At 67.9% G+C, this 20,340-nt stretch carries 25 protein-coding genes; 6 read left to right on the plus strand and 19 right to left on the minus strand.

The window, feature by feature from the left end; all coding sequences use genetic code 11:
* Positions 1-585: GntR family transcriptional regulator (locus DIE23_RS00005; protein WP_124610222.1), on the minus strand; the 585-nt coding region annotated here is incomplete at its 3' end.
* A 126-nt stretch (positions 586-711) separates the two neighbouring features.
* Between DIE23_RS00005 and DIE23_RS00010 the strand changes: the two genes are divergently transcribed.
* Positions 712-1,599, plus strand: a complete 888-nt coding sequence (locus tag DIE23_RS00010; protein ID WP_124610223.1) for a DMT family transporter — start codon at positions 712-714, stop codon at positions 1,597-1,599.
* Positions 1,600-1,664: 65 nt separating this feature from the next.
* Here DIE23_RS00010 and DIE23_RS00015 read toward each other — a convergent pair whose 3' ends face one another.
* From DIE23_RS00015 to DIE23_RS00050, 8 genes are all read right to left on the minus strand, one after another.
* Complete coding sequence (locus DIE23_RS00015) at positions 1,665-2,282, minus strand: hypothetical protein (RefSeq protein ID WP_059600109.1); 618 nt, start codon at positions 2,280-2,282, stop codon at positions 1,665-1,667.
* 70 nt (positions 2,283-2,352) lie between these two features.
* Positions 2,353-2,970: a hypothetical protein gene (locus DIE23_RS00020; protein ID WP_124610224.1), complete on the minus strand. Its 618-nt coding sequence runs from the start codon at positions 2,968-2,970 to the stop codon at positions 2,353-2,355.
* Positions 2,971-3,081: 111 nt separating this feature from the next.
* On the minus strand, positions 3,082-3,702 hold the full coding sequence (locus DIE23_RS00025; protein ID WP_124610225.1) for a hypothetical protein: 621 nt from the start codon (positions 3,700-3,702) through the stop codon (positions 3,082-3,084).
* Complete coding sequence (locus DIE23_RS00030) at positions 3,699-4,241, minus strand: hypothetical protein (RefSeq protein ID WP_124610226.1); 543 nt, start codon at positions 4,239-4,241, stop codon at positions 3,699-3,701. The genes DIE23_RS00025 and DIE23_RS00030 overlap by 4 nt, the downstream gene beginning before the upstream one ends.
* A 55-nt stretch (positions 4,242-4,296) precedes the next feature.
* A complete protein-coding gene (locus DIE23_RS00035; RefSeq protein ID WP_124610227.1) occupies positions 4,297-5,427 on the minus strand; it encodes a poly(3-hydroxybutyrate) depolymerase in 1,131 nt (376 codons plus the stop codon).
* 166 nt (positions 5,428-5,593) lie between these two features.
* On the minus strand, positions 5,594-6,040 hold the full coding sequence (locus tag DIE23_RS00040; protein WP_124610228.1) for a lysozyme: 447 nt from the start codon (positions 6,038-6,040) through the stop codon (positions 5,594-5,596).
* Complete coding sequence (locus DIE23_RS00045) at positions 6,024-6,923, minus strand: DUF2589 domain-containing protein (protein ID WP_260435904.1); 900 nt, start codon at positions 6,921-6,923, stop codon at positions 6,024-6,026. The genes DIE23_RS00040 and DIE23_RS00045 overlap by 17 nt, the downstream gene beginning before the upstream one ends.
* 15 nt (positions 6,924-6,938) lie before the next feature.
* Complete coding sequence (locus tag DIE23_RS00050) at positions 6,939-7,631, minus strand: DUF2589 domain-containing protein (protein WP_124610229.1); 693 nt, start codon at positions 7,629-7,631, stop codon at positions 6,939-6,941.
* Between the two features lie 283 nt (positions 7,632-7,914).
* On the opposite strand from DIE23_RS00050, the gene DIE23_RS00055 reads away from it, so the two are divergent.
* Positions 7,915-8,598 carry a response regulator transcription factor gene (locus tag DIE23_RS00055; protein WP_124610230.1) on the plus strand — a complete coding sequence of 228 codons (684 nt, stop codon included), beginning with the start codon at positions 7,915-7,917 and terminating at the stop codon, positions 8,596-8,598.
* A gap of 225 nt (positions 8,599-8,823) precedes the next feature.
* On the opposite strand, the gene DIE23_RS00060 is transcribed toward DIE23_RS00055, so the two are convergent.
* The 7 genes from DIE23_RS00060 to lysA form a co-directional block, all read right to left on the minus strand.
* Positions 8,824-9,168, minus strand: coding sequence for a DUF3088 domain-containing protein (locus tag DIE23_RS00060; RefSeq protein ID WP_124610231.1), 345 nt, complete (start codon positions 9,166-9,168; stop codon positions 8,824-8,826).
* 77 nt (positions 9,169-9,245) lie between these two features.
* Complete coding sequence (gene metC / locus DIE23_RS00065; RefSeq protein WP_124610232.1) at positions 9,246-10,433, minus strand: cystathionine beta-lyase; 1,188 nt, start codon at positions 10,431-10,433, stop codon at positions 9,246-9,248.
* A 49-nt stretch (positions 10,434-10,482) separates the two neighbouring features.
* Positions 10,483-11,208 carry an amino acid ABC transporter ATP-binding protein gene (locus tag DIE23_RS00070; RefSeq protein ID WP_124610233.1) on the minus strand — a complete coding sequence of 242 codons (726 nt, stop codon included), beginning with the start codon at positions 11,206-11,208 and terminating at the stop codon, positions 10,483-10,485.
* Positions 11,209-11,252: 44 nt separating this feature from the next.
* Positions 11,253-11,912: an amino acid ABC transporter permease gene (locus DIE23_RS00075; protein ID WP_124610234.1), complete on the minus strand. Its 660-nt coding sequence runs from the start codon at positions 11,910-11,912 to the stop codon at positions 11,253-11,255.
* A 95-nt stretch (positions 11,913-12,007) separates the two neighbouring features.
* On the minus strand, positions 12,008-12,808 hold the full coding sequence (locus DIE23_RS00080; protein WP_124610235.1) for a transporter substrate-binding domain-containing protein: 801 nt from the start codon (positions 12,806-12,808) through the stop codon (positions 12,008-12,010).
* A 161-nt stretch (positions 12,809-12,969) separates the two neighbouring features.
* A complete protein-coding gene (locus DIE23_RS00085; protein WP_124610236.1) occupies positions 12,970-13,236 on the minus strand; it encodes a hypothetical protein in 267 nt (88 codons plus the stop codon).
* Positions 13,237-13,383: 147 nt separating this feature from the next.
* Entirely contained in the window at positions 13,384-14,622 is a 1,239-nt protein-coding gene (lysA, locus tag DIE23_RS00090) for a diaminopimelate decarboxylase (RefSeq protein WP_124610237.1), read from the minus strand.
* A gap of 109 nt (positions 14,623-14,731) precedes the next feature.
* On the opposite strand from lysA, the gene DIE23_RS00095 reads away from it, so the two are divergent.
* Both DIE23_RS00095 and DIE23_RS00100 read left to right on the plus strand, forming a co-directional pair.
* On the plus strand, positions 14,732-15,646 hold the full coding sequence (locus tag DIE23_RS00095) for a LysR family transcriptional regulator (protein ID WP_185646359.1): 915 nt from the start codon (positions 14,732-14,734) through the stop codon (positions 15,644-15,646).
* 69 nt (positions 15,647-15,715) lie between these two features.
* Positions 15,716-16,315: a GNAT family N-acetyltransferase gene (locus tag DIE23_RS00100; protein ID WP_124610239.1), complete on the plus strand. Its 600-nt coding sequence runs from the start codon at positions 15,716-15,718 to the stop codon at positions 16,313-16,315.
* A gap of 101 nt (positions 16,316-16,416) precedes the next feature.
* Here DIE23_RS00100 and DIE23_RS00105 read toward each other — a convergent pair whose 3' ends face one another.
* Entirely contained in the window at positions 16,417-16,989 is a 573-nt protein-coding gene (locus DIE23_RS00105; RefSeq protein WP_124610240.1) for a DUF4142 domain-containing protein, read from the minus strand.
* 400 nt (positions 16,990-17,389) lie between these two features.
* Entirely contained in the window at positions 17,390-18,013 is a 624-nt protein-coding gene (locus DIE23_RS00110) for an HAD hydrolase-like protein (RefSeq protein WP_124610241.1), read from the minus strand.
* A 162-nt stretch (positions 18,014-18,175) separates the two neighbouring features.
* Here DIE23_RS00110 and DIE23_RS00115 point away from each other — a divergent pair, with 162 nt between their 5' ends.
* Together DIE23_RS00115 and DIE23_RS00120 are read left to right on the plus strand one after the other, a co-directional pair.
* Positions 18,176-18,619 (plus strand): GNAT family N-acetyltransferase, encoded by a 444-nt coding sequence (locus tag DIE23_RS00115; RefSeq protein ID WP_124610242.1) that lies wholly within the window; start codon positions 18,176-18,178, stop codon positions 18,617-18,619.
* A 65-nt stretch (positions 18,620-18,684) separates the two neighbouring features.
* Entirely contained in the window at positions 18,685-18,903 is a 219-nt protein-coding gene (locus DIE23_RS00120) for a DUF1653 domain-containing protein (protein WP_006751720.1), read from the plus strand.
* 75 nt (positions 18,904-18,978) lie between these two features.
* On the opposite strand, the gene DIE23_RS00125 is transcribed toward DIE23_RS00120, so the two are convergent.
* Complete coding sequence (locus tag DIE23_RS00125; RefSeq protein ID WP_124610243.1) at positions 18,979-20,190, minus strand: winged helix-turn-helix domain-containing protein; 1,212 nt, start codon at positions 20,188-20,190, stop codon at positions 18,979-18,981.
* Positions 20,191-20,340 lie beyond the last annotated feature (150 nt).

Genomic DNA, 20,340 nt, shown 5'->3' on the forward strand with positions numbered 1-20,340 from the left:
GCATACGAGATCGAGCGCATGCGTGCCGCCGTCGGTCAGCATGATCTGCGTAGGATCCGCATGGACGCCGTGCTGCGCGAGCCGCCACGCGAGTTGCTGGCGCAACGCGGGCAGCCCGAGCGGCGTCGCGTAGTCGGTCAGCGCGTCGGGTTCGTCGCGCGACACCGCGCGCAGCGCACGTCGCAGGCTTTCGTCCGGCAGCCACGACGACGGCAGCCAGCCGCAGCCGGGCTTCACGGAGCTCGGCGCGGCCTCGAGCGACTGGCGCGACAGCCACAGCGGGTCGAGTTCGCGATCGAGCCGCGGGCCGAGTTCCGCGAGCGCGAGCGGCGGCGCGTGGCCCGACACGTAGAAGCCGGAGCCGCGCCGCGCGACGAGCACGCCTTCGCTCGCGAGCCGCTCGTAGGCGTCGACGACGGTCGATTTCGATACATGCAGCGCGTCGGCCATCATCCGGATCGACGGCACGCGCGCGCCGGGCATCAGCGCGCGGCTCGCGATCCGAGCGCGCAGCGTATCCATCACGGTTTCCACGCGCGTGCGCGACGGCGTGGGCGGAGCAGGGTCTGGCACGAAGCGGTTCATGGCAAGCGCTAACTGTACGGACGGTTGTCCAGTACAGTTTGTCAAAATTGTATTGGACTGTAGCTTACGCGCTTTTCGCGGGCGGCGGATCATCGGTCATCCACCTTTTTCCGATCAGGATTTCCCGTGCAAAAGACGACCGACGGATGGCTCAGCGGCCTGCTGGGCGTGATCATCTTCAGTGGCTCGCTGCCCGCGACGCGCGTCGCGGTGCAGGGCCTCGACCCGTTGTTCCTCACGTTCGCGCGCGCGACGATCGCCGGCGTGCTCGGCCTGCTCCTGCTCGTCGCGCTGAAGCAGAAGCGGCCGACGCGTGCCGAGACCGCGTCGCTGCTCGTCGTCGCGCTCGGGGTCGTGGTCGGTTTTCCGTTGCTGACCGCGCTCGCGCTCAAGCACGTGACGTCCGCGCACGCGATCGTGTTCGTCGGGCTGCTGCCGCTCGCGACGGCGTTGTTCGGCGTCTGGCGCGGCGGCGAACGGCCGCGGCTGCCGTTCTGGGTCTTCTCGCTGGTCGGCAGCGGCGCGGTGGCCGCGTTCGCACTGCGCAACGGCGGCAGCGCGTCGGTGCTGGGCGATGCGCTGATGCTGGCCGCGATCGTCGCGTGCGGTCTCGGCTATGCGGAAGGCGCGCGCCTGTCGCGCCAGCTCGGCGGCTGGCAGGTGATCTCGTGGGCGCTCGTGCTGTCGCTGCCGGTGATGCTGCCGCTCGCGTGGTTCACATGGCCCGCGACGTTCGACGGTGTCGACGCCGCCGCGCTGTGGGGGCTCGCGTACGTGTCGCTGTTCAGCATGCTGATCGGCTTCGTGTTCTGGTATCGCGGCCTCGCGCTCGGCGGGATCGCGGGCGTCGGCCAGCTGCAGCTGCTGCAGCCGTTCTTCGGCTTCCTGCTCGCGGCCGGGCTGCTGCACGAGACGGTGCCGCCGTCGATGCTCGTCGTGACGGTCGTGGTCGTCGGCTGCGTGGCGGGTGCGAAGTACTTCTCGAGGATGGCGCCCGTGCAGCGCGCGAGCTGATTCACGCACTGCGGCCGCGCGACGACGCGACGGGAGCAACCCGTTCGCCGTCGCGCGCGCGCCGTTTACCCCATCACCACGTTTGCGAGCCGGAACTGGTACGCGGTCGCGGTGGTGCCGCCGCCGCCGCCCGTCATCACGATGTCGGCACTCTTGATCCCCAGCAGCGACAGTTCGGTGTTGATGTCGGACAGCACGGCCGAATTCATCACCGCGCCCTGTTCGATCTGCGACGCGGTGCCGATCCACAGCGTCGGCTTGAATTCGAACACGGCCTTCTGGCCCGGCACGATGCCCGTCTTGTGCGCGAGCAGCCGGTTGTCCTTGAAGACCGACGCGGTGATCGCCCCCTGGCTCAGGTCGTTGCGCAACTGGATCTCGCGTGATGTCGGGGCCGGGCCGGCCAGCGCGAGCACGTTGCCCGACGTCGAGCGCGACACGTTGAAGACCTGTCCGTTGTCCGCGCGCTTTTGCGGCATGTAGTTGCCGTCGGCATCGCTCGCGGAGACGGTCGTCAGCATCGGGAACACGAACGGATGGTTGTCGCCGCGTCCGCAGTTGGTGATGACCTTCCACGCGATCGCGAGCTCGTCGAAGTCCGTCGACACGTTCTTCTGGAAGATCACGATCTGGCTGTTGTTGACGTCGTTCGACAGGTTGACGAAGTTGAGATTGATGTCCATGAGTCACCTTGATTCGATTCGGATAACTGATTGAGCGGGCGCCGACCGTGAGTTGCCGGCGCACGGACCGTTACGCCATCACCACGTTTTCCAGCCGGAACGTGAACGGCATCGAACGCGGGCCGGGGCCGCCGCCGGTCATCACGATGTCGGCGCTCGCGATGCCGAGCAGCGACAGTTCCGTGTTGATGTCGGAGATCACCGCGGAATTCATCAGCGCGCCCTGTTCGATCTGCGACGCGACGCCGATCCAGATCGTCGGCTTGAACTGGAACACGGCCTTCTGGCCCGGCGCGACGGACGTCTTGCGCGCGAGCGCGCTGCCGTCCTTGTAGATCGTCGCGTTGATCGCGCCGGCCGGCAGATCGTTGCGCACCTGCACCTCGGCGCTCGCGCCCGGGTCGCCGCCGAGCTGCAGCACGTCGCCCGAGCTGGAGCGCACGACCTGGAACACCTGGCCGTTCGCCGCGACCTGCTGCGGCATGTAGTTGCCCCAGCTGTCGCTCGCGCTCACGCTCATCGTCATCGGGAACTTGAACGGATGGTTGTCGCCCTGGCCGCAATTGCGGATCACCTTCCACGCGATCGCGAGTTCGTCGAAGTCGGTTGCCACGTTCTTCTGGAAGATCACGACGCTCGAGTTGTTCGCGTCGTTCGAGCGGTTGATCAGGTTCAGTTGGATATCCACGTCGTTGCTCCTTGAGTTTGAAAAAACGGCAGTCGGTCTGCCGCACACCTTTCCCGCCGGCCCGGCCGCGAAGCCGTGCCGTCAAGCCGGTTCGATCCGTATCGGGCGGCGCTACGCGCGCACGACATGTTCGAGCGCGAACGCAAACGGCTGCGCGTCGGCGCCGGTGCCGCCGCCCGTCATCACGATGTCGGCCGCGGCGACGCCTGCCAGCGGCAGCAGCGTGTTCGCGCTCGACATCACCGCCGCGTGCAGCGCGCGGCTTTCCTGCACCTGCGACGCCACGCCGATCCACAGCGTCGGCGTGAAGCGGAACACGGCCTTCTGCCCGGGCGCGACGGCTTCCTTCACCGCGATCAGCCGGCCCGCGCTGAACGCGTTGACGTTCACCGCGCCGCGCCGCATCCGGTTGACGACCTCGATGTCGCCGGCGGACGCGTCGGCCGGGTCGGGCACGAGCCGGCCGCGTCCGGTCGACTGCGCGTCCACCACGAGGCGCACGCCGGCGGGCGCCGTGACGCGCGGCGAGAAGTTGCCGTGCTCGTCGCCGAGCGCGACGTCGATATCGGTCGAGTAGTCGAACGGATGGAAGCAGTCGCGCCCGCAATAACGGATCACCTTCCATGCGATCGCGAACGCGTCGAGATCGGGGATCACGTCGCGCTGGAACAGCACGACCTCGCTGTTGCCGCAGTCGTTCGAGCGATTGATGAAGCGGAGCTTGATGTTCATGACGCTTGCTCCTGATCGGGCGTGCCGCGTTCATCGCGCAGCGTGCGGTCGGCCCACTGAGCAAGCGCGGGCGCGACGCCGTTCGCGAGCGACGCGACGTGCAGCGCATGCGCACGCGCCTGGGCCTGCAGGTCGCCGGCGAGGCGGCCGAGCGCCATCGCGGCATCGGCCGGGCCGCGCGTGCGGCCGAGATCGTCGAGGTATTGCGCGGCCGCATCGGCCATCGCGCCCGCATGCTGCAGATGGCTTTGCGTGAAGCGCGTCGCGAGATCCGCGTTCAGGGCCGCCAGCTCCTTGACCGCGGCGGCCGAACCGCCGAGCGCGAATCGCTCGAGCTGGCCGCGCCACCACGCGTCGGTCGCGGCCTGGCAGGCATCCGTGTAGCGGTGGCCGGCGAGCAGCGCGGTGTGCGCGAACGCGCGCCACGCGGGGCCGCCGGGTGTGCCGCCGGTGTCGGTCGTCTGCGCGGCGGCCTTGCCGAACAGCTGGAGCGCGTCGGCGTGCGCGCGTTCCCATTGGGCGATGAACGTCGAGAACATGGCGATTCCTCGTGAAGAAGGGGCGATGACGGCGTGACGGCGGCCGATACGCGGATTACTGACGCGCGGCGCCGAGGCGCTGCACCATCCGCATCACGGCGGCCATCTGCGGCGCGTCGCGGCGGTAGAAACCGGGGTGGAGCGGATCGGCGCTCGTATAGCCCCAGAAATCCCAGCAGCCGAGCGGATTGACGGCCGATTTCTCGACTTGCGGATAGAGCACGATCAGCCGGTTCGTATCGGCGATCTCGTTGTAGCCGACGCCGCGAATCATCCTCTCGCCGACGGCCGCGACGTTCTGCACGCAACCGTGGAACACCACGTGCACCGCGCAGGTCACGCGCTCGCAATCGGCCGGCACGTAGGCGTAGCCGGTATCGCCTAGCGACGCGGCACGTTGTGGATCGAACGCGCGCTGGTCGAACTTCAGCAGCTTGCCGCCTGCCTGCGCGGCCGGCGGATTGAGCGGCTTGTCGGTCGTGCCGTAGATCCAGCGCACGATGTCGTGCGCCTGCTGGAAGTCGCAGTTGTCGATATACGGGCTCGCGTTCGCACCGCACGCGTTGTCCTCGGGGCGGTTCGTGATGAACGCATGCCCGGCCTCCGGCGATTGGCGGTACTGGAGGTTCGCGGCCGGGACCTGCGCGAGCGTGTAGAAGCGCGCGGTCTGGTCGACGACGCGCGTCGACACCACCGTATCCTTCGCGCCGCTGAACACGTAGATGCGCTGACCGCGCAGCGCGGCCGGATCGTCGATCTCGCCACGCTGCGCGAACGTGCGCGCGGCGAGCCATGCATCGGCCGCGGACGGCGCGGGGCCGATCGGCTGCATGCACAGCGTGGTCGCGGCCACCGCCGGCGGGATCAGCGCGTTCACGCCCGCGCAATAGAACGGGCCGCCCGCGACGATACCGGCGCCGATCAGCCGGCTCGAGTACGCGACGTCGAACTGCGCGGCCATGAAGCCGCCGGACGACAGCCCGGACACCGACGTGCGCTGCAGGTTGGCCGCGTAGGCAGGCAGCGGATCGGCGGTGGCGGTGGCGGCGACGGCGGCTTGCGGGGCGACCGCCGCCAAGGCGGCAACGGCGACGGCGATGCAGGCGGCACCCAGCGCGCGGCGCACGGCGTGCGAAACGGCGAGGCGGGGCGGCATCGTGCGGCCGGGCGGGCGAGTGACGTTCATGTGGGCTCCTGTCGTGACGCGTGGCGGATGACGAATGATTGGAACGGATCGGGTGCGGCAAGACTTCGGTGACGGTTTCAGCTTACGGGCAGCCGACGACATGCGAAATGGCGCGAACGGCATGCGCGGCGACCCGTGACGTTCGGCCAGTGCGGCTTCGCGGTGCTCACGACAGAAACAGCGCGCGCTCGGCCTGGCGGCGCTTCGTGAGCCCCGCGAGCGGCTTGCCGCCCGCCTTGTTCCAGACGAGGAACTGGTCGGCCGCACGCGCGCTCGCACCGGCGTTCAGGTAACGCAGCAGCGTGGACGAGCGCAGCCGGCCCGCGCCGAGATTGAAGACGAACGACATCAGCGCATCGAACTGCTGCTGCGTGACCGGCACGCGCAGCAGCTTGCGCAGGTTCAGCTCGGCGCCGCGCAGGTCGCGCCGCAGCAGCGCCTCGGCTTCGACCGGCGTGAGCGGGCGCGCGAAGCGCTCGTTCGGCAGGATCAGGTGCCCATAGCCGATCGTCGGCTTGCCGACCGCGTCGAGATAGCGCGCGAGCCGCAGCCCCTCGAACTGCTTGATCAGCGCGATGCCTTGCTCGCCGGTGCGTTCAGGCTGGTTCGCCATCGTCGTTCTCCTTGACGCCCGGCCGTGCGCGCGGCACCAGGCGATGCGTGTATTCGTCGATCACGCGCATGATCGCTTCGGGCGGCGGCAGCGCCGCGAACTGCATTTCGATGTCGATGTGCTCGGTGTCGCGCTGCCGCGCATTGCCCTGGGCGTCCTTCTTTCCGGAGCGCGGCGCGAACGTCACGTAGAAGCGGCCGCGCTGGTCGTCGTCGCCTGCGACGCCGCCGGCCGGCACCGCCTCGGTGAAGTCGCCGCGCACGGTCAGGTGCACGATCATCCGGTCGAGCGCGAGCCCGCGCGGCGTGGCGAGCGCGACGAGCGGCACCGGCATCGTGTGCTCCGCGTCGAGCGCGACCGTGACCTCGCGCGGCGCGAGCAGGCCGTCGTCGCGCAGGTCGAAGAACTGGTCGAGCACGGCCGTGTACTGGTGCGCGAGCAGTTGGTTCGCGGCAGCGGCGGCGTGCTGCATCCCGCGCGCGATCTCGTCGAGCGCGATGCCGCGCGGCGGCGGGCGTTCGTCGTCGGCCGGCGTGCCGGGTGGGGCGGCGGGCGGCGCCGGCGGGATGGGTGGGGCCGGTGGAGCGGGCGGCAAGCCGCCGGTGGACGCGCCGGGCGGGGCGGTCGATGAGTCGTTCGTGCCCGGCGCGGCACCGGCCGGCCAGCCAGCGGCATCGGGCGACGCGTGGCGCGCCGGATCGTCGGTTACCGACACCGGTGCAGCGGCGCCCGCCACCGCGCCGGTATGGCCCGCTGCCGGCGCGGCCGGCGGCGGGACCGGCCTGTCCGGTTCATGCCGGGCCGTGCCGCCGCCCGGACGCGTATCCCCGTCGTCGTGCCCGCCGCCGCCCGCGCGGCGCGACCGTCTGAAGAGCCTGAACATGGCCGGTCCGCCCGCTTACGCGTGCGCCGGCTGCTGGGCATCCGCACCCGCGCCGGCAGGCGCGGCCGCGCTACCGCCCGCCCCCGACGCATCACCGACCAGCTTGCCGTCGGTCGGTGTCGTCGGCAGCGGCTTCACGGCCTTCGCGTTGCCTTCGGTGACGACCGGCTTGGTCGCGGCTTCGGTCAGGAAGTCGATCACGCGCATCAGCGCCTCGGGCGGCGACTGGCGCTTTACCTGCGTATGGATCGAGTATTTCGCGCGCGTGTCGGTGCTGCGCGTCTGCTCCGCCTTGTGCGACACGCGCCCGGACACGCTGACGCTGATCGGCCCCCAGCCGAACTTCGCCTGGAATTCGCCGCCGGCCTCGGTCGACGACGACGACTTCTCCGACTGCGTGATCTCCATCTCGAAGTCGATCGTGCCTTCCTCGATCGCGATGATCGGGTGCACGATCGCCGCGAGCAACGGGATGCGCATCGTCTTCTGCACGACGCCCTTCGACACGCCGCTTTCGTCCACCAGCGTCTCGTCGTAATCGAACTGGACGGCCACGGCCTTGCCGCCCTGGATACAGACCTGCATCAGGAAATCCGCGTAGCTCTTCGCGGCCTGCGTCTGCGCGCTGATCATCGCTTTTAACGGGCCGGCGATCATTTGGTCCATGGGTAAAGCGTTAATCACTGAGCCGATGAAATTCGCGTCCATGAATAAACTCCTCTTCGCGTGGAAGACAACGGAAATTCGCTGTCGTTATTCACGTTACGAAATTGAAGACGTTTACCAAATATGACGTCCGTCATGTCCGGCGGCCCGGGCCGGTTCGCGACGGGCATCGGCATGCGTGGCGGGGCTCGGTGTGGACGAATTAGGCCATTCGTCACGGAGCGACGGGCCTAGTGCGCGGTGCGTGAAACAGCGGTAAAAAAAACGCCGGGTAGGGAAGCAAAAAAACCTAAACCGAGCATCCCGATTTCGAGGAAACCGCGCAATGAACGTTCTGATGATCGATAGCCCGCCGTTATTCGTCGCGGGTGTGGCGGACGTACTGTGTAAACGCGACGTCGACTGGCATGTCTGGTCGGCCCGCCGTCCCGAGGACGTCTTGCGCTTGCGCGATGCGTTGCTGCCCGAGACGGTCGAGGCCATCACGATCGAATGCGACGAGCACGCCGCGCGGCCGAGCTGGCCGAGCGTGCTGAACGAGGCGTTCGCCGGCGCGCCGTGGCTGTGCGTGGTGGCGGCCGTGTGCCGCCGCACGATCGCCGATGCACTGCTGGCGGGGGCGGCCGGCATCATCGACCGGCACGCGAGCGCCGACGAGTTCGCGGATGCGCTCGGCCGGGTCGCGGCCGGTGCGATCTACGTGCCGCCGAACGACGGCGGTGCGACGCAGGCGCGTCCGGGCGGCGTGCCGGCCGGCGACGATCGCGCATTCGAGCGCCTCACGCCGCGCCAGCGCGACGTGCTGCGGCTGCTGGCCGAAGGCAAGTCGAACAAGCAGATCTGCCGCGTGCTGAACGTCGCGGAAGGCACGATCAAGAATCACCTGTATGCGCTGTTCCGCCAGATCGGCGTGAGCAACCGGACCGAGGCCGCATTGTGGCTTGCGCGCCACGTGCCGTCCGAACCGGCGGCATTCGCGTTCGCGCCTGCCTGCAGTTCGCCCGGCTGACGCCGGTCGCGGCGGGCCCCGGGGTGTGCCGGCAGCCGGTGTCGCGTTGCGTCGAAGTTCATGCGGCCGAGGGTGGGGTGCCCTGGCCGGTCATCGGTAGCGGTGAATCCGCGTGGCCGAGTACATGGCACGCGCGTGGCGACGTGCGTGCCGGAAACGGCGAACGGGACACGCTTGCCGCGCGCCCCGTTCGATGGCACCCGTCGAGATCGGGCGCCGGCATGCTTACGCGACGTGCGCGACGCCGTATTGCGAGGACAGGTAGCGCCGGATATCGGCCGGCGAATCGATGAAGCGGCGGCCGTTGTGTTCGCGAATCCCGATCGCGTCATCCTTCGGCGCCTGCCCGTCGCCGAGCACGAGCACCGGCGCGGATTGATTGTCCTCGCCGATCAGCGCGACGATCGGCCGGCGCGGCCGCAGCGCGTCGACGTACTCGACCGCGACGGCGTCGCGTAACTGCGGATAGAAGCTCAGCAGCCCTTCGACGGCAACCGAATCGCCGCAGTAGAACGGACCTTCGGAGTCCTTGAAAAAGCCTGGGCGGAGAATGAACAGCGTGTCTTTCATGATGGCCTCGCTATCAGTGGTGGTCGAACGTTGAAGAAAAAGGATCGTGCGGGGTAATGCGTGCGACGCGCCCGAGGTCAGGCTTCCGCGAGCGCGGCCACGGCGGCGCGCAGTCTCGCGAAACCGGCGTCGAGGTCGGCGATCATGTCGTCCGGATGCTCGAGCCCCGCGTGGATGCGCAGCAGCGGGCCGGCCGCCGTCCATTGCGTCGCGGTGCGGTGACGCGACGGATTCGACGGGATGATCAGGCTTTCGAAGCCGCCCCAGCTGTAGCCCATGCCGAAGCACGTCATGCCGTCGAGCAGCGCGCGCACCGCATCGTCGGGCTGCGGATGCAGCACCAGGCCGAACAATCCGCAGGCGCCCGTGAAGTCGCGCTGCCAAAGCGCATGGCCGGCGTCGCCCGGCCGGGCCGGATACAGGATCTGCGCGACTTCCGGCTGCCGCGCGAGCCATTCGGTCAGCACGTGCGCGTTGCGCTGGTGGCGTTCGAGGCGCACCGACAGCGTGCGCAGGCCGCGCAGCGCGAGATACGCGTCGTCGCCGCTGACGGTCATCCCGAGCTGCCGGTAGCAGCGCGTGACTTTCTGCGCGAGCGCTTCGGTGGTCAGGATCACGCCCATCAGCACGTCGGAGTGTCCGGCGATGTATTTGGTCGCCGCGTGAATCGACACGTCGACGCCGTGCGAGAACGAGCGGAAATTCAGCGGCGTGCCCCACGTGTTGTCGAGCAGCACGACCGCATCGTGCTGATGCGCGACGCGGCAGATCGCGGGAATGTCCTGCACCTCGAAGGTCAGCGAGCCCGGCGATTCGGTAAAGACCGCGCGCGTGTTCGGCCGCATCAGCGACGCGATGCCGGCGCCGATCGACGGATCGTAGTAGGTCGTCTCGATGCCGAGGCGTGCCAGCGTCTCGTCGCAGAACGAGCGGGTCGGGTCGTATACCGAATCGGCCATCAGCAGATGGTCGCCGGGATTCAGCACCGCGAGCAGCGCGGTCGTGATCGCGCTGAGCCCGCTCGGCGTCAGCAGCGCGGCGTGCGCGCCTTCGAGGCGCGCGAGCGCCTTTTCGAGCGCCCGCGTGGTCGGGCTGCCGTGACGCCCGTACGCGAGCGGCGTGCCGCGCACCGCGTCGAGCGCGTCGGTGCCGTGAAAGAGCAGCGTCGACTGGCGATACACGGGCGGGTTCACCGGCGAGCCGGGCTGGCCGTGCGTGCGGCCTTCGTGTGCGAGCAGGGTGTCGGTCGAGTGCGGTTGGTTCAAGATGTCGTCCTTTGAGAGTCGGTCATTTCGGAGCGAAGCCGTCGCGCGGTCAGTGCAGGATCTTGTCGAGGAAGTCGCGCGCGCGTTCGGAGCGCGGCGCGGCAAAGAAGGCATCGCTCGCCGCATCCTCGACCACCGCGCCCTGGTCCATGAAGATCACGCGATGCGCGACCTTTCTCGCGAAGCCCATTTCGTGCGTGACGCACACCATCGTCATGCCGTCGCGTGCGAGTTCGACCATCACGTCGAGCACTTCGTTGATCATCTCGGGGTCGAGCGCGGAGGTCGGCTCGTCGAACAGCATCGCGACCGGGTTCATCGACAGCGCGCGCGCAATCGCGACGCGTTGCTGCTGGCCGCCGGACAACTGCCCCGGATACTTGCTCGCATGCGCCTTCAGGCCGACGCGATCGAGCAGCTTCATCGCGTTCTCGATCGCTTCGTCCTTGCGGCGGCCGAGCACCTTGACCTGCGCGAGCGTCAGGTTGTCGGTGATCGACAGGTGCGGAAACAGCTCGAAATGCTGGAACACCATGCCGACCCGCGCGCGCAGTTGCGCGAGTTTCGCGGCCGGATCGCCGAGCCGCATGCCGTCGACGACGATGCTGCCCTTCTGGAACGGCTCGAGGCCGTTGATCGTCTTGATCAGCGTCGACTTGCCGGAGCCCGACGGCCCGCAGACGACGACCACTTCGCCTTTCGATACCGCCGCGCTGCATGCGGAAAGGACCTGATGCTTGCCATACCACTTGGAAACGTTGTCGAGCGTAATCATGGGTTGTCCGTGGTTGAGTTTCGGGTTGAAAGACGCGCGCAGGCTCAATGCGTGGACGGCAGCGAGAGGCGCGTCTCGACGCGGCCCTGCAGTCGCGTGAGCAGCGTGCTCAGCACCCAGTAGATCGCGGCTGCCGCGAGGTAGAGCGGCAGCGGCTGGAACGTCGCGGCGATCACTTCCTGCGTCGAGCGCAGCAGCTCGGTGACGGTGATCACGGACACGAGCGACGTGTCCTTGATCAGGCTGATCAGCGTGTTGCCGAGGCTCGGCACCGCGAGGCGCAGCGCCTGTGGGCAGACGATGTAGCGCAGCGTCTGCACGTGCGTGAGGCCGAGGCTGTGCGCGGCCGCCCATTGCCCGCGGCCGATGCCGAGGATCGCGCCGCGCATGCTTTCCGACAGGTACGCGCCGGCGTTGAGCGTCAGCGTGAAGATGCCGGCCGTCGTCGGGTCGAGCGTGATGCCGAGATCCGGCAGCCCGTAGTAGACGACGAACATCTGCACGAGCAGCGGCGTGCCGCGCATCAGGCTGACGTAGCCCTGCGCGAGACCGGACGCGAACCGGTTGCTGCCGATCCGCATGATCGCGACGACGAGCCCGACGACGAGGCCGAGCGCCATTGACGCCACCGCGAACTTCAGCGTGAGCAGCGCGCCCTTCACCATCACGGGCAGGGTTTGAATGACCAGATCGAGTGCTTCCATCGCGTGTCTCCTGATTGTGTGTCGTGTGCCGCTTGTGTTTCGGGTAGGCGGCGGCCGGCCCGCGCGTTCGTGCGCGCGGGCGCGTGGCGGCTGCGTTATTGCGTGATGGGCTTCGTCGTGTCCGAGCCGAACCACTGCATCGAGATCTTCTTCAGCGTGCCGTCCTGCTGCAGCGACGCGACCGCATCGTCGATCGCCTTCGCGAACTTCGGATTGCCCTTGCGGAACGGAATGCCCATCCGGTCCTCGCCGCCGGCGAGCACGGAACCCGGGCGCAGCGGCAGGTGCGAGTTCTTGATCAGGTAGCTCAGCATCAGGCGGTCGTTGACCGCCGCGTCGATACGGCCGGCCGCGAGGTCGCGCAGGTTCTCCGGCGTGCCCGGATAGACCTGCAGATCGATCGCGGGCACCGTCTTCACGAGATCGACGTAGTTGCTGCCCATCGTCACGCCGACCTTCTTGCCCTTCAGCTCGTCGAGCGACTTGAACGCACGCGTGTCGTTCTGGCGTTGCAGCAGCTGCGCGGACGAATACACATACGGCGTGCTGAAGTCGAGCGCCTGCTGGCGCGACGGCGTGATCGCGACCTGGTTGACGATCACGTCGAACTTGCCGGCCTGCAGCCCGGCGAGAATCCCGCTCCATTCGGTCGTGACGAACTGCGGCTTCACGCCGAGCCGCGCGGCGACCGCCTTCGCGACGTCGACATCGAACCCCTCGAGTTGTCCTTCGGCATTGCGATAGTCGAACGGCGGGTAGGTGCCTTCGAGCGCGATCTTCAGCACGCCGGCCTGCTTGACGGTGTCGAGCAGGTCCGCCGCGTGCGATGCCGTGGCCGCCACGCAGAGGAGGACGGCGGCGAGGGTTTGCTTGAGCGTCGGGGTGAAGGGCTTCATGGTTGTCTCCGGGTTGTTGTCGAAACGTCGTTGTCGAAAATTCAGGGTGAGCGCATCCGCGGCGACGGGCGGCGTCGCCGTGGGCGGGAAGCGGGCCGCAGTCGAATGCGGCGCGGGAAAAGATGCGGCGAGAGACGGCGCGAGCCGTGTGCCGCGAGGCGTTACGGCATGCGTTCGCGCACGGTGGCGTAGCGGTGCGCGGCGAAGAGTTCAAGCATCGTGTTCATGAGTGCCCGTGCGGCTTGCGAGTGGGGGAGACCGGCTGCATCGTCGATGCGTATCCGGTGACGCAAATGCTGAACGACTGAGGGCAATCTTAGTTTTGTCAAAAAGGAAAGTGCTTCCAAAAATGCACGGACTTTCCACGCGGCGTGGAATGTTTTTCTCCGTGCATGGAACCCGGTGCAAGCGATCTGCTGCGGTTGCACGGGGTGTGCAGCATCAGGTGCTACGACGTGGTCGAGCGGTTGCCCCGAGGACAACCGCCGAAAAGCAAAACGGCCAGGCATGCCGGTAGCGGCAAGCCTGGCCGTTGGCGTTCGAGTCGTCGAACGCGCGTGCGCGTGTTATGCGTGTTACTCGAACGTTTCGAGCGCGAGCAGTTCGTCGATCGTCTGCCGGCGGCGGATCAGCCGCGGCGTGCCGCGATCGACGAGCACTTCCGGCGCGAGCGGCCGGCTGTTGTAGTTCGAGGACATCGACGCGCCGTATGCGCCCGCATCGTGCAGGAACAGCAGGTCGCCGATCTGCGGCTGCGCGAGCTTGCGGTGCGTGACCACGCCGCCCGCATCCTGCGTGAACACGTCGCCGGATTCGCACAGCGGCCCCGCGATCGCGATGTCGACGAGCGGCCGGCCGGCCGGCAGCGCGCCATCCTGCGCGTGCACGGACACCGCGTGGTAGCTGCCGTACATCGACGGGCGCATCAGGTCGTTGAAGCCCGCGTCGATCAGCACGAAGTCGTGCTTCGGCCGGTGGTTCACGGCCTGCACTTCGGTGACGAGCGTGCCCGCCTCGGCGACGAGGAAGCGGCCCGGCTCGATCTCGATGCGCACCGCGTGGCCGAGATGCCGTTCGATCCGCTTGCGCGCGGCATCCCACTGGCTGAAGTAGTGACCGACGTCGACGCGCGGCTCGCCGTCGCGATACGGAATCGACAGCCCGCCGCCGGCGGAGATCGCTTCGACGTCGTGGCCGAGCGACGTGACGAGGTCGACCATCGCGTCGCATACCTGCGACAGGTGGCCGTAGTCGACGCCCGAGCCGATATGCATGTGGATGCCCACCAGCTTCAGCCCATACTGGCGCACGATCTCGATCGCGCGCGGCACGTCGTCGATCCAGATCCCGTGCTTGCTCTGCGGGCCGCCGGTGTTGGTCTTGTTGCTGTGGCCGTGGCCGAAGCCGGGATTCACGCGCAGCCACACGCGATGGCCGGGCGCATGCTCGCCGACGCGCGCGAGCATGTCGAGCGAGCCGGCATTCACGGTCACGCCATGCTTCAGCACGGCCGCGAGCGTCGGGCGATCGATCAGGTCGGCCGTGAACACGACGCCTTCCGGTTCGCCTGCCGGACTGAACCCCGCCGCGAGGCTGCGCTCGATCTCGCCGAGCGACACGGCGTCGACGCACGCGCCTTCTTCGCGCATCAGCTTCAGGATATGCAGGTTCGAGTTAGCCTTCTGCGCATAGCGGATCACGTCGAACTGGCGCAGTTGGGCGATGCGGTCGCGGATGACGTCGGCGTCGTACACCCACAGCGGGGTGCCGTATTGCTGCGCGAGCGTCGCGAGCTGGCGGGAATCGAGGGACATGGCGGAGAAATCGGATCGAATGAACGGATAGCGTGAATGATGCGCCTGAATAGCTATACAGTAAAATGCCTGTTTGTCGACATTCGATTCATTTTTGATATATATGGTCATGCTCACACACCGGCACATCGAGGTCTTCCGAGCGCTGATGGTTACCGGCAGCACGACGCGTGCGGCCGAGATGCTCTATACGTCGCAGCCCACGATCAGCCGCGAGCTCGCGCGGATGGAGCAGGTGGTCGGCTTCGCGCTGTTCGAGCGCTCGCACGGCCGGCTGCGACCGACGATGGCCGCGCTCACGCTGTTCGACGACGTGCGGCTCGCGTATGTGGGGCTCGAGCGTGTCGCGGCGACGGCCGCGCGGCTGCGCGAGTTTCGCGACGGCCAGTTGTCGGTGATCGCGCTGCCGGCGTTTTCGCACGCGATCCTGCCTGGCGCCTGCCGGCGTTTCCATGACGCACACGCGGGCGTCAGCGTGTCGGTCGCGACGCAGGAGTCGCCGGTGCTCGAGGAGTGGCTGACCGCGCAGCGCTACGATCTCGGGCTGACCGAACACGACGTCGCGCCGGCCGGCACCGTGCTCACGCCGCTGCTCGAAGTCGACGAGGTCTGCGTGCTGCCCGACGGCCATCCGCTGCTCGCGCGGCGCGCGATCGATCTTGCGGATCTCGCCGATCGCCCGTTCGTGAGCCTGTCGCTGAACGACCCGTACCGGATCCTGATCGACGAGGCGTTCGCGCAGCTCGGCGTCGCGCCGCGTTCGGTGGTCGAGACACCGTCGGCTGTGTCGGTGTGCGCGTTCGTGCGGCAGGGGCTCGGTGCCGCGATCGTCAATCCGCTGACCGCGCTCGATTTCGTCGGGCGCGACCTGCACGTGCGGCCGCTCACACGCTCGTTTCCGTACCGCGTCAGCGTGATCGTGCCCGAGCACCGGCCGAAGAGCCTGCTCGTCGACGCATTCGCCGATGCGCTGCGCGGCGAAGCGACGGCGATTCGCCAACGGCTTGCCGCGCTGCCGGGCTGACGCTGGTCGTATGATGGGCGTTTCGCGGCGCGCATCCTTGTCGCCACTTTCACGGAAACGGAACCCGTCATGACCGACGCTTCATCTTCTGTCGAACAACCGACCCTCACCGGCGAGCGCGTCGAACTGCGGCCGCTCGAGGCAGCCGACCGGCAGGCGCTGCTCGATGCCGCGGCGGACGGTCAATTGTGGAATCTGAAGGTCACGGTCGTGCCGGGAGAGGATACGGTCGACGCCTATATCGACACCGCGCTGCAAGGCCGCGCGGCCGGCACCGTGATGCCGTTCGTGATCGTCGAGCGTGCGTCGGGCCGCGCGATCGGCAGCACGCGTTTCTGGAAGATCGACCGCAAGAATCGCAAGCTCGAGATCGGTCATACGTGGCTGAGCGAATCGGCGCAGCGCACGCGCGCGAATACCGAAGCGAAATGGCTGCTGCTCGCGTACGCGTTCGACACGCTGCACTGTGTGCGCGTGCAGTTCACGACCGACGAACTGAACGAGAAGTCACGCGCGGCGATTCTGCGGCTCGGCGCGAAGCAGGAAGGGATCGTGCGTCATGAGCGGATCATGCCCGACGGGCGCAAGCGCAATTCGGTGCGCTTCAGCATCATCGACGACGAATGGCCTGAGGTACGCGAGCGGTTGCGGGCGAAGCTCGCGACGTAACGTGAAGCGGGTGGCGCAGGCGTCGCGCCGCCGGAGAGGGGGACGGCGACGCGACGAGGGGGAAGCGGCGTGCCGCGCGCGATGCGCGGCGGGGCATCGCGTTACTGCGCCGATGCGAGGTGATGACGCTTAGCGAGTTTCTCCGCGTCCGCGTAGTGCGCCTGCAGGATCGGCAGCGCCTGGCGTGCGACTTCCTTCAGCTTCGTGTCGCGGCCCGACGCGATTTCGGCCTGGAATGCCGAGATCGCCTTCTGCTCGCCGGCGAGCGCGACCTGCTCGATGTACGCCTTGTCGAACTCCGCGCCGCGCAGGTTCTTGATGCTGTCCAGCACGGCCGTGTCGGGATCGTTGGCCGGCACGTCGACGCCGCGCGGGCTGGCCGCGCGCATCGCCTGGATGATCTTCTCGTCGTCGGTCGACACGCGTTGCGCGAACGCCTTCACCTGGCTGTCCGACGTGCGCGAATCGGCGATGCGTGCGGCGTCGTGCTGGGTCGACACGGTTTTCGTGCCGTCGGTGATGAAGGTCTGGTCGGCTTCGTGGATGCGCGTCTGCGTGGCGGCGGCCGGTGCGGCCGGCGCCGGTTGCGCGGTTTGCGCGGTCGCCGTCACGGCGACAAGAAGCAGGCCAGCGGCAGACAATGCAAGGCGCGAGACTTGGGGAAAGCGGTTCATGGGACCTCCTTTCGATCGGGGCTCTGATTAACGGACGGATCGCGTGATCCGCAGCTGTGCGAGAGAGACCGGGCGCGCCCGGGCCGGAGTCGCTCGCCGCTCTGCCGCGGCGGCGTTCGAAGTGTTTCCCGGCCCGACTGATTCTAGGAGAGCGGTCCGGTAGCAGGTGCAACCGCGCTGTGGTTTGTGTAACGGTTGGTAAGACGAATCGATGGGTGCGCGCGCGGACAGGTAGGGCGTACCTGTCGGGTACATCGCGGCGGCAATTTTTGCGTGCGCGGCGCGCATGAAATCGATGCGAGGTGCTCGCGTGTCATCGGCGTTTCATCGTCGTGCGGGCAGGGCGTCGCGTGGTTGCTTCACGACGCGTCGAATCGGCCGCGCGATTCGCACGGCACCCTCACACGCGATCGAGCAGTGCGTCGAGACGCGGCAGCAACGGCGTCGCGCAATGCGCTTGCAACGCGTCGGGGGCCGTGTAACCCCATGCGACGCCCTGAAAGGCGACGCGCGCACGGCGTGCCGCTTCGGCATCGCGGATTTCGTCGCCGACGTACAGCACGTCGGTGGGCGGGATGCCCGCTTCGCGCACGAGCGCGCGCAGCCGGCGCGCCTTGCCGAACAGCGGAATGCCGCACGCGAACGTATCGACGCAGCGGCTCGCGTGCGGGCCGAGCCGGTCGCGCACGATGTCCTCGGTGTTCGACGTTGCGATCGCGATGCGGATGCCGCGTGCGGCGAGCGCGTCGAAGGTCGCGTCGACGCCGGCGAACAGCTTCACGTGCGCGATGCGCGGACGCATCAGCCGCCGCATGTCGATCGTCACGCGCGGCACCTTCCACATCGGCACCTCGAGCGCGCGGATGATCTCGCGCGCCGACATGCCGCGCAGCGCGGGGCGCAGCTCGGGCGTCGCGTCGCGAAAGCCGTGCAGGCGCGATGCCTCCGTCAGCGCCGCGAGAAAGCAGTCGAGCGAATCGGCGAGCGTGCCGTCGAAGTCGAACGCGATGAGTCGATAGGGCATGAGGCGATGCGGGAGGTTGATCGAGCAGGCGACGATATCATCGAATCGGGCTACGTTGGCTGCACGATTCCTTGATGTGCATGTCAGGTCGGGCGTCGCTTGTGGCCCGGCCCACACCGCGCTATCGTTGCTGCTCCGCCCCGATCCTTCCGGAGAGCCGACGTGCCCGCAGCCACCCCCGCCACGCTGAGATTTTCCACCGACAAGCGCGAACTCGACATCGATGCGATCTTCGAATTCCTGCATCGCGATGCGTACTGGTCGCAGGGCATTCCGCGCGACGTCGTCGAGCGTGCGATCGAAGGCTCGCTGTGCTTCGGCGCGTATGTCGACGACCGGCTCGTCGGGTTCGCGCGGCTCGTGACCGACCACGCGACGTTCGCGTACCTGTGCGACGTGTTCGTCTTGCCGGCCGAACGCGGCAATGGCTACGGCCGTGCGCTGATCGACCACGTATTCGCGCAGCAGATGGTGCAGAGCCTGCGCCGCATCATGCTCGTGACGACCGACGCGCACGCGCTGTACCGGCCGGTCGGTTTTGGGCCGTCCGCGAATCCCGAGCGGCTGATGGAGATCCGCCGTCCCGATATCTACGCGAAACGCTGACGCGCGGCGAGCGCATACGAACGCATACAATACGCGCTTTCGTTTTTGCCGAAAGGAAGCAGATCATGACCGAACAGGAAGCCGAACAGCTCGCCACGCATCGTCACTACAAGGGCGGGCTGTATCGCTACATCGGCGTCGCCCGTCATTCCGAAACCGAGGAGTCGGTGGTCGTGTACGAGCATCTGTGGCCGCATGCGCGCGGCCTGTGGGTACGGCCGGAAGCGATGTTCAACGAGAACCTTCCGGACGGCACGCCGCGGTTTCGCAAGCTGCGCGACTGAGTTGCACGGCCAGGTGGAGCTGAGCGGCAGCACGCGGCCCACGCGTCGTCGCCGCTCGGCGCGACTCCACCGGCACTACGCACCGGCCAGCGCCTTCGTCAATTCGGGCGGCGCGTGCGCGACCGTCACCTTCGGCGTGCCATGCCACGCCGCGAGCTTCTTCACGGCCTTCGCGACGTCGGCCGCGAGCCCCGTGCCGAACCGCACGCCCGGCTCGACATGCACCGCCTTCAATTCGAACGTGCCGAGCGCGCGATGCGCTTTCGCGTCGACGCGCCCGATCAGCCGGCCGCGATGCAGCACCGGCAGGCAGAAATAGCCGTAGCGCCGCTTGTGCGCGGGCGTGTAGCACTCGATCGTGTAGTCGAACCCGAACAGCGTCGATGCGCGCCGCCGGTCCCACACCACCGGATCGAACGGCGACAGCAACGTCGTGACCGTCGAGCGCAGCGTGTCGGCCGCGGCGGCCGGCAGCAGCGCTTCGAGCGCGCGATGCACGTAGGCCGGCTCCTTCCAGTCGGCGATCTCTACAGGAATCAGCTCGCCCGCGTCCGCGAGCCGCTCGAGCTCCGCGCGGTACGAACGGCGCGGCAGCCGATAGTAATCGGCCACCCAGTCCGCGCGCACGATGCCGAGCGCGCGGCACGTGTAGTCGAGCAGCGCGGGCAGCACCGTGTCACGCGGCGGCAGGTCGCGCGCATCGTCCCAGCCGGGCAGCACGCGCTCCCGCACGTCGTAGATGCGCTGGAAATTGCGGCGCTCGGACACCATCAGGTGACCGGTCGTGAACAGCACTTCCAGATGCTTTTTCTCGGGCTTGCGGTCCCACCATCCGTTGCCTTTCGCACCGTCTTCGCGAATGAAATCCGCCGATCGCACGGGGCCTTCGTCGCGAATCCGCGCGAGCAACCGCTCGATGTCGGCGCGGTTCCGCGCGTGCCAGTCGGCCGCGTATTTCCAGCCCATCCCCGACGGATCGAGCATCTTGTAGCGCATCAACCCGAATTGCTCGACCGGCAGGAAGCATGCTTCGTGCGACCAGTATTCGAACAGGCGCGCCTCGGCGAGATGTTCGTCGAGCCACTGCGGGGTGAAATCGCCGAGACGGCTGAACAGCACGAGATACGGGCTGCGCGCGACGACGTGAATCGTATCGATCTGTAACTGCGCCATCCGGCGGATCGTGTCGAGCACGTCGGCCTTGGTGGCCTTGCGGCGGGGCGGGGTCAGCAGGCCCTGCGCGGCGAGATGCAGCGCGCGGGCGGCGGCGGGCGAGAGCGTAAGCATCGGAGCGGCAGCTGAGGGTGGCGGGCGGGCACCACTTTAGCGCGAAAGCGGCACACGTGTGCGACGCGCGCACGCGACGCGTCTGACAATGGTTGACAGATGCGCGGCGCGACTTTCCTTATAGTGCAGTCATGGCGCGACGAAATATGC

It is taken from the genome of Burkholderia sp. Bp9143, from assembly GCF_003853645.1.
Lineage (GTDB): Bacteria > Pseudomonadota > Gammaproteobacteria > Burkholderiales > Burkholderiaceae > Burkholderia.

Bases quoted from the DNA above. Each gene is read 5' to 3' on its own strand.
- DIE23_RS00015 (WP_059600109.1), bottom strand. From the start codon at position 2,282: ATGGACATCAATCTCAACTTCGTCAACCTGTCGAACGACGTCAACAAC.
- DIE23_RS00025 (WP_124610225.1), bottom strand. From the start codon at position 3,702: ATGAACATCAAGCTCCGCTTCATCAATCGCTCGAACGACTGCGGCAAC.
- DIE23_RS00030 (WP_124610226.1), bottom strand. From the start codon at position 4,241: ATGTTCTCGACGTTCATCGCCCAATGGGAACGCGCGCACGCCGACGCG.
- DIE23_RS00035 (WP_124610227.1), bottom strand. From the start codon at position 5,427: ATGAACGTCACTCGCCCGCCCGGCCGCACGATGCCGCCCCGCCTCGCC.
- DIE23_RS00040 (WP_124610228.1), bottom strand. From the start codon at position 6,040: ATGGCGAACCAGCCTGAACGCACCGGCGAGCAAGGCATCGCGCTGATC.
- DIE23_RS00045 (WP_260435904.1), bottom strand. From the start codon at position 6,923: ATGTTCAGGCTCTTCAGACGGTCGCGCCGCGCGGGCGGCGGCGGGCAC.
- DIE23_RS00050 (WP_124610229.1), bottom strand. From the start codon at position 7,631: ATGGACGCGAATTTCATCGGCTCAGTGATTAACGCTTTACCCATGGAC.
- DIE23_RS00055 (WP_124610230.1), top strand. From the start codon at position 7,915: ATGAACGTTCTGATGATCGATAGCCCGCCGTTATTCGTCGCGGGTGTG.
- DIE23_RS00060 (WP_124610231.1), bottom strand. From the start codon at position 9,168: ATGAAAGACACGCTGTTCATTCTCCGCCCAGGCTTTTTCAAGGACTCC.
- DIE23_RS00070 (WP_124610233.1), bottom strand. From the start codon at position 11,208: ATGATTACGCTCGACAACGTTTCCAAGTGGTATGGCAAGCATCAGGTC.
- DIE23_RS00075 (WP_124610234.1), bottom strand. From the start codon at position 11,912: ATGGAAGCACTCGATCTGGTCATTCAAACCCTGCCCGTGATGGTGAAG.
- DIE23_RS00080 (WP_124610235.1), bottom strand. From the start codon at position 12,808: ATGAAGCCCTTCACCCCGACGCTCAAGCAAACCCTCGCCGCCGTCCTC.
- lysA (WP_124610237.1), bottom strand. From the start codon at position 14,622: ATGTCCCTCGATTCCCGCCAGCTCGCGACGCTCGCGCAGCAATACGGC.
- DIE23_RS00095 (WP_185646359.1), top strand. From the start codon at position 14,732: ATGCTCACACACCGGCACATCGAGGTCTTCCGAGCGCTGATGGTTACC.
- DIE23_RS00100 (WP_124610239.1), top strand. From the start codon at position 15,716: ATGACCGACGCTTCATCTTCTGTCGAACAACCGACCCTCACCGGCGAG.
- DIE23_RS00105 (WP_124610240.1), bottom strand. From the start codon at position 16,989: ATGAACCGCTTTCCCCAAGTCTCGCGCCTTGCATTGTCTGCCGCTGGC.
- DIE23_RS00110 (WP_124610241.1), bottom strand. From the start codon at position 18,013: ATGCCCTATCGACTCATCGCGTTCGACTTCGACGGCACGCTCGCCGAT.
- DIE23_RS00120 (WP_006751720.1), top strand. From the start codon at position 18,685: ATGACCGAACAGGAAGCCGAACAGCTCGCCACGCATCGTCACTACAAG.
- DIE23_RS00125 (WP_124610243.1), bottom strand. From the start codon at position 20,190: ATGCTTACGCTCTCGCCCGCCGCCGCCCGCGCGCTGCATCTCGCCGCG.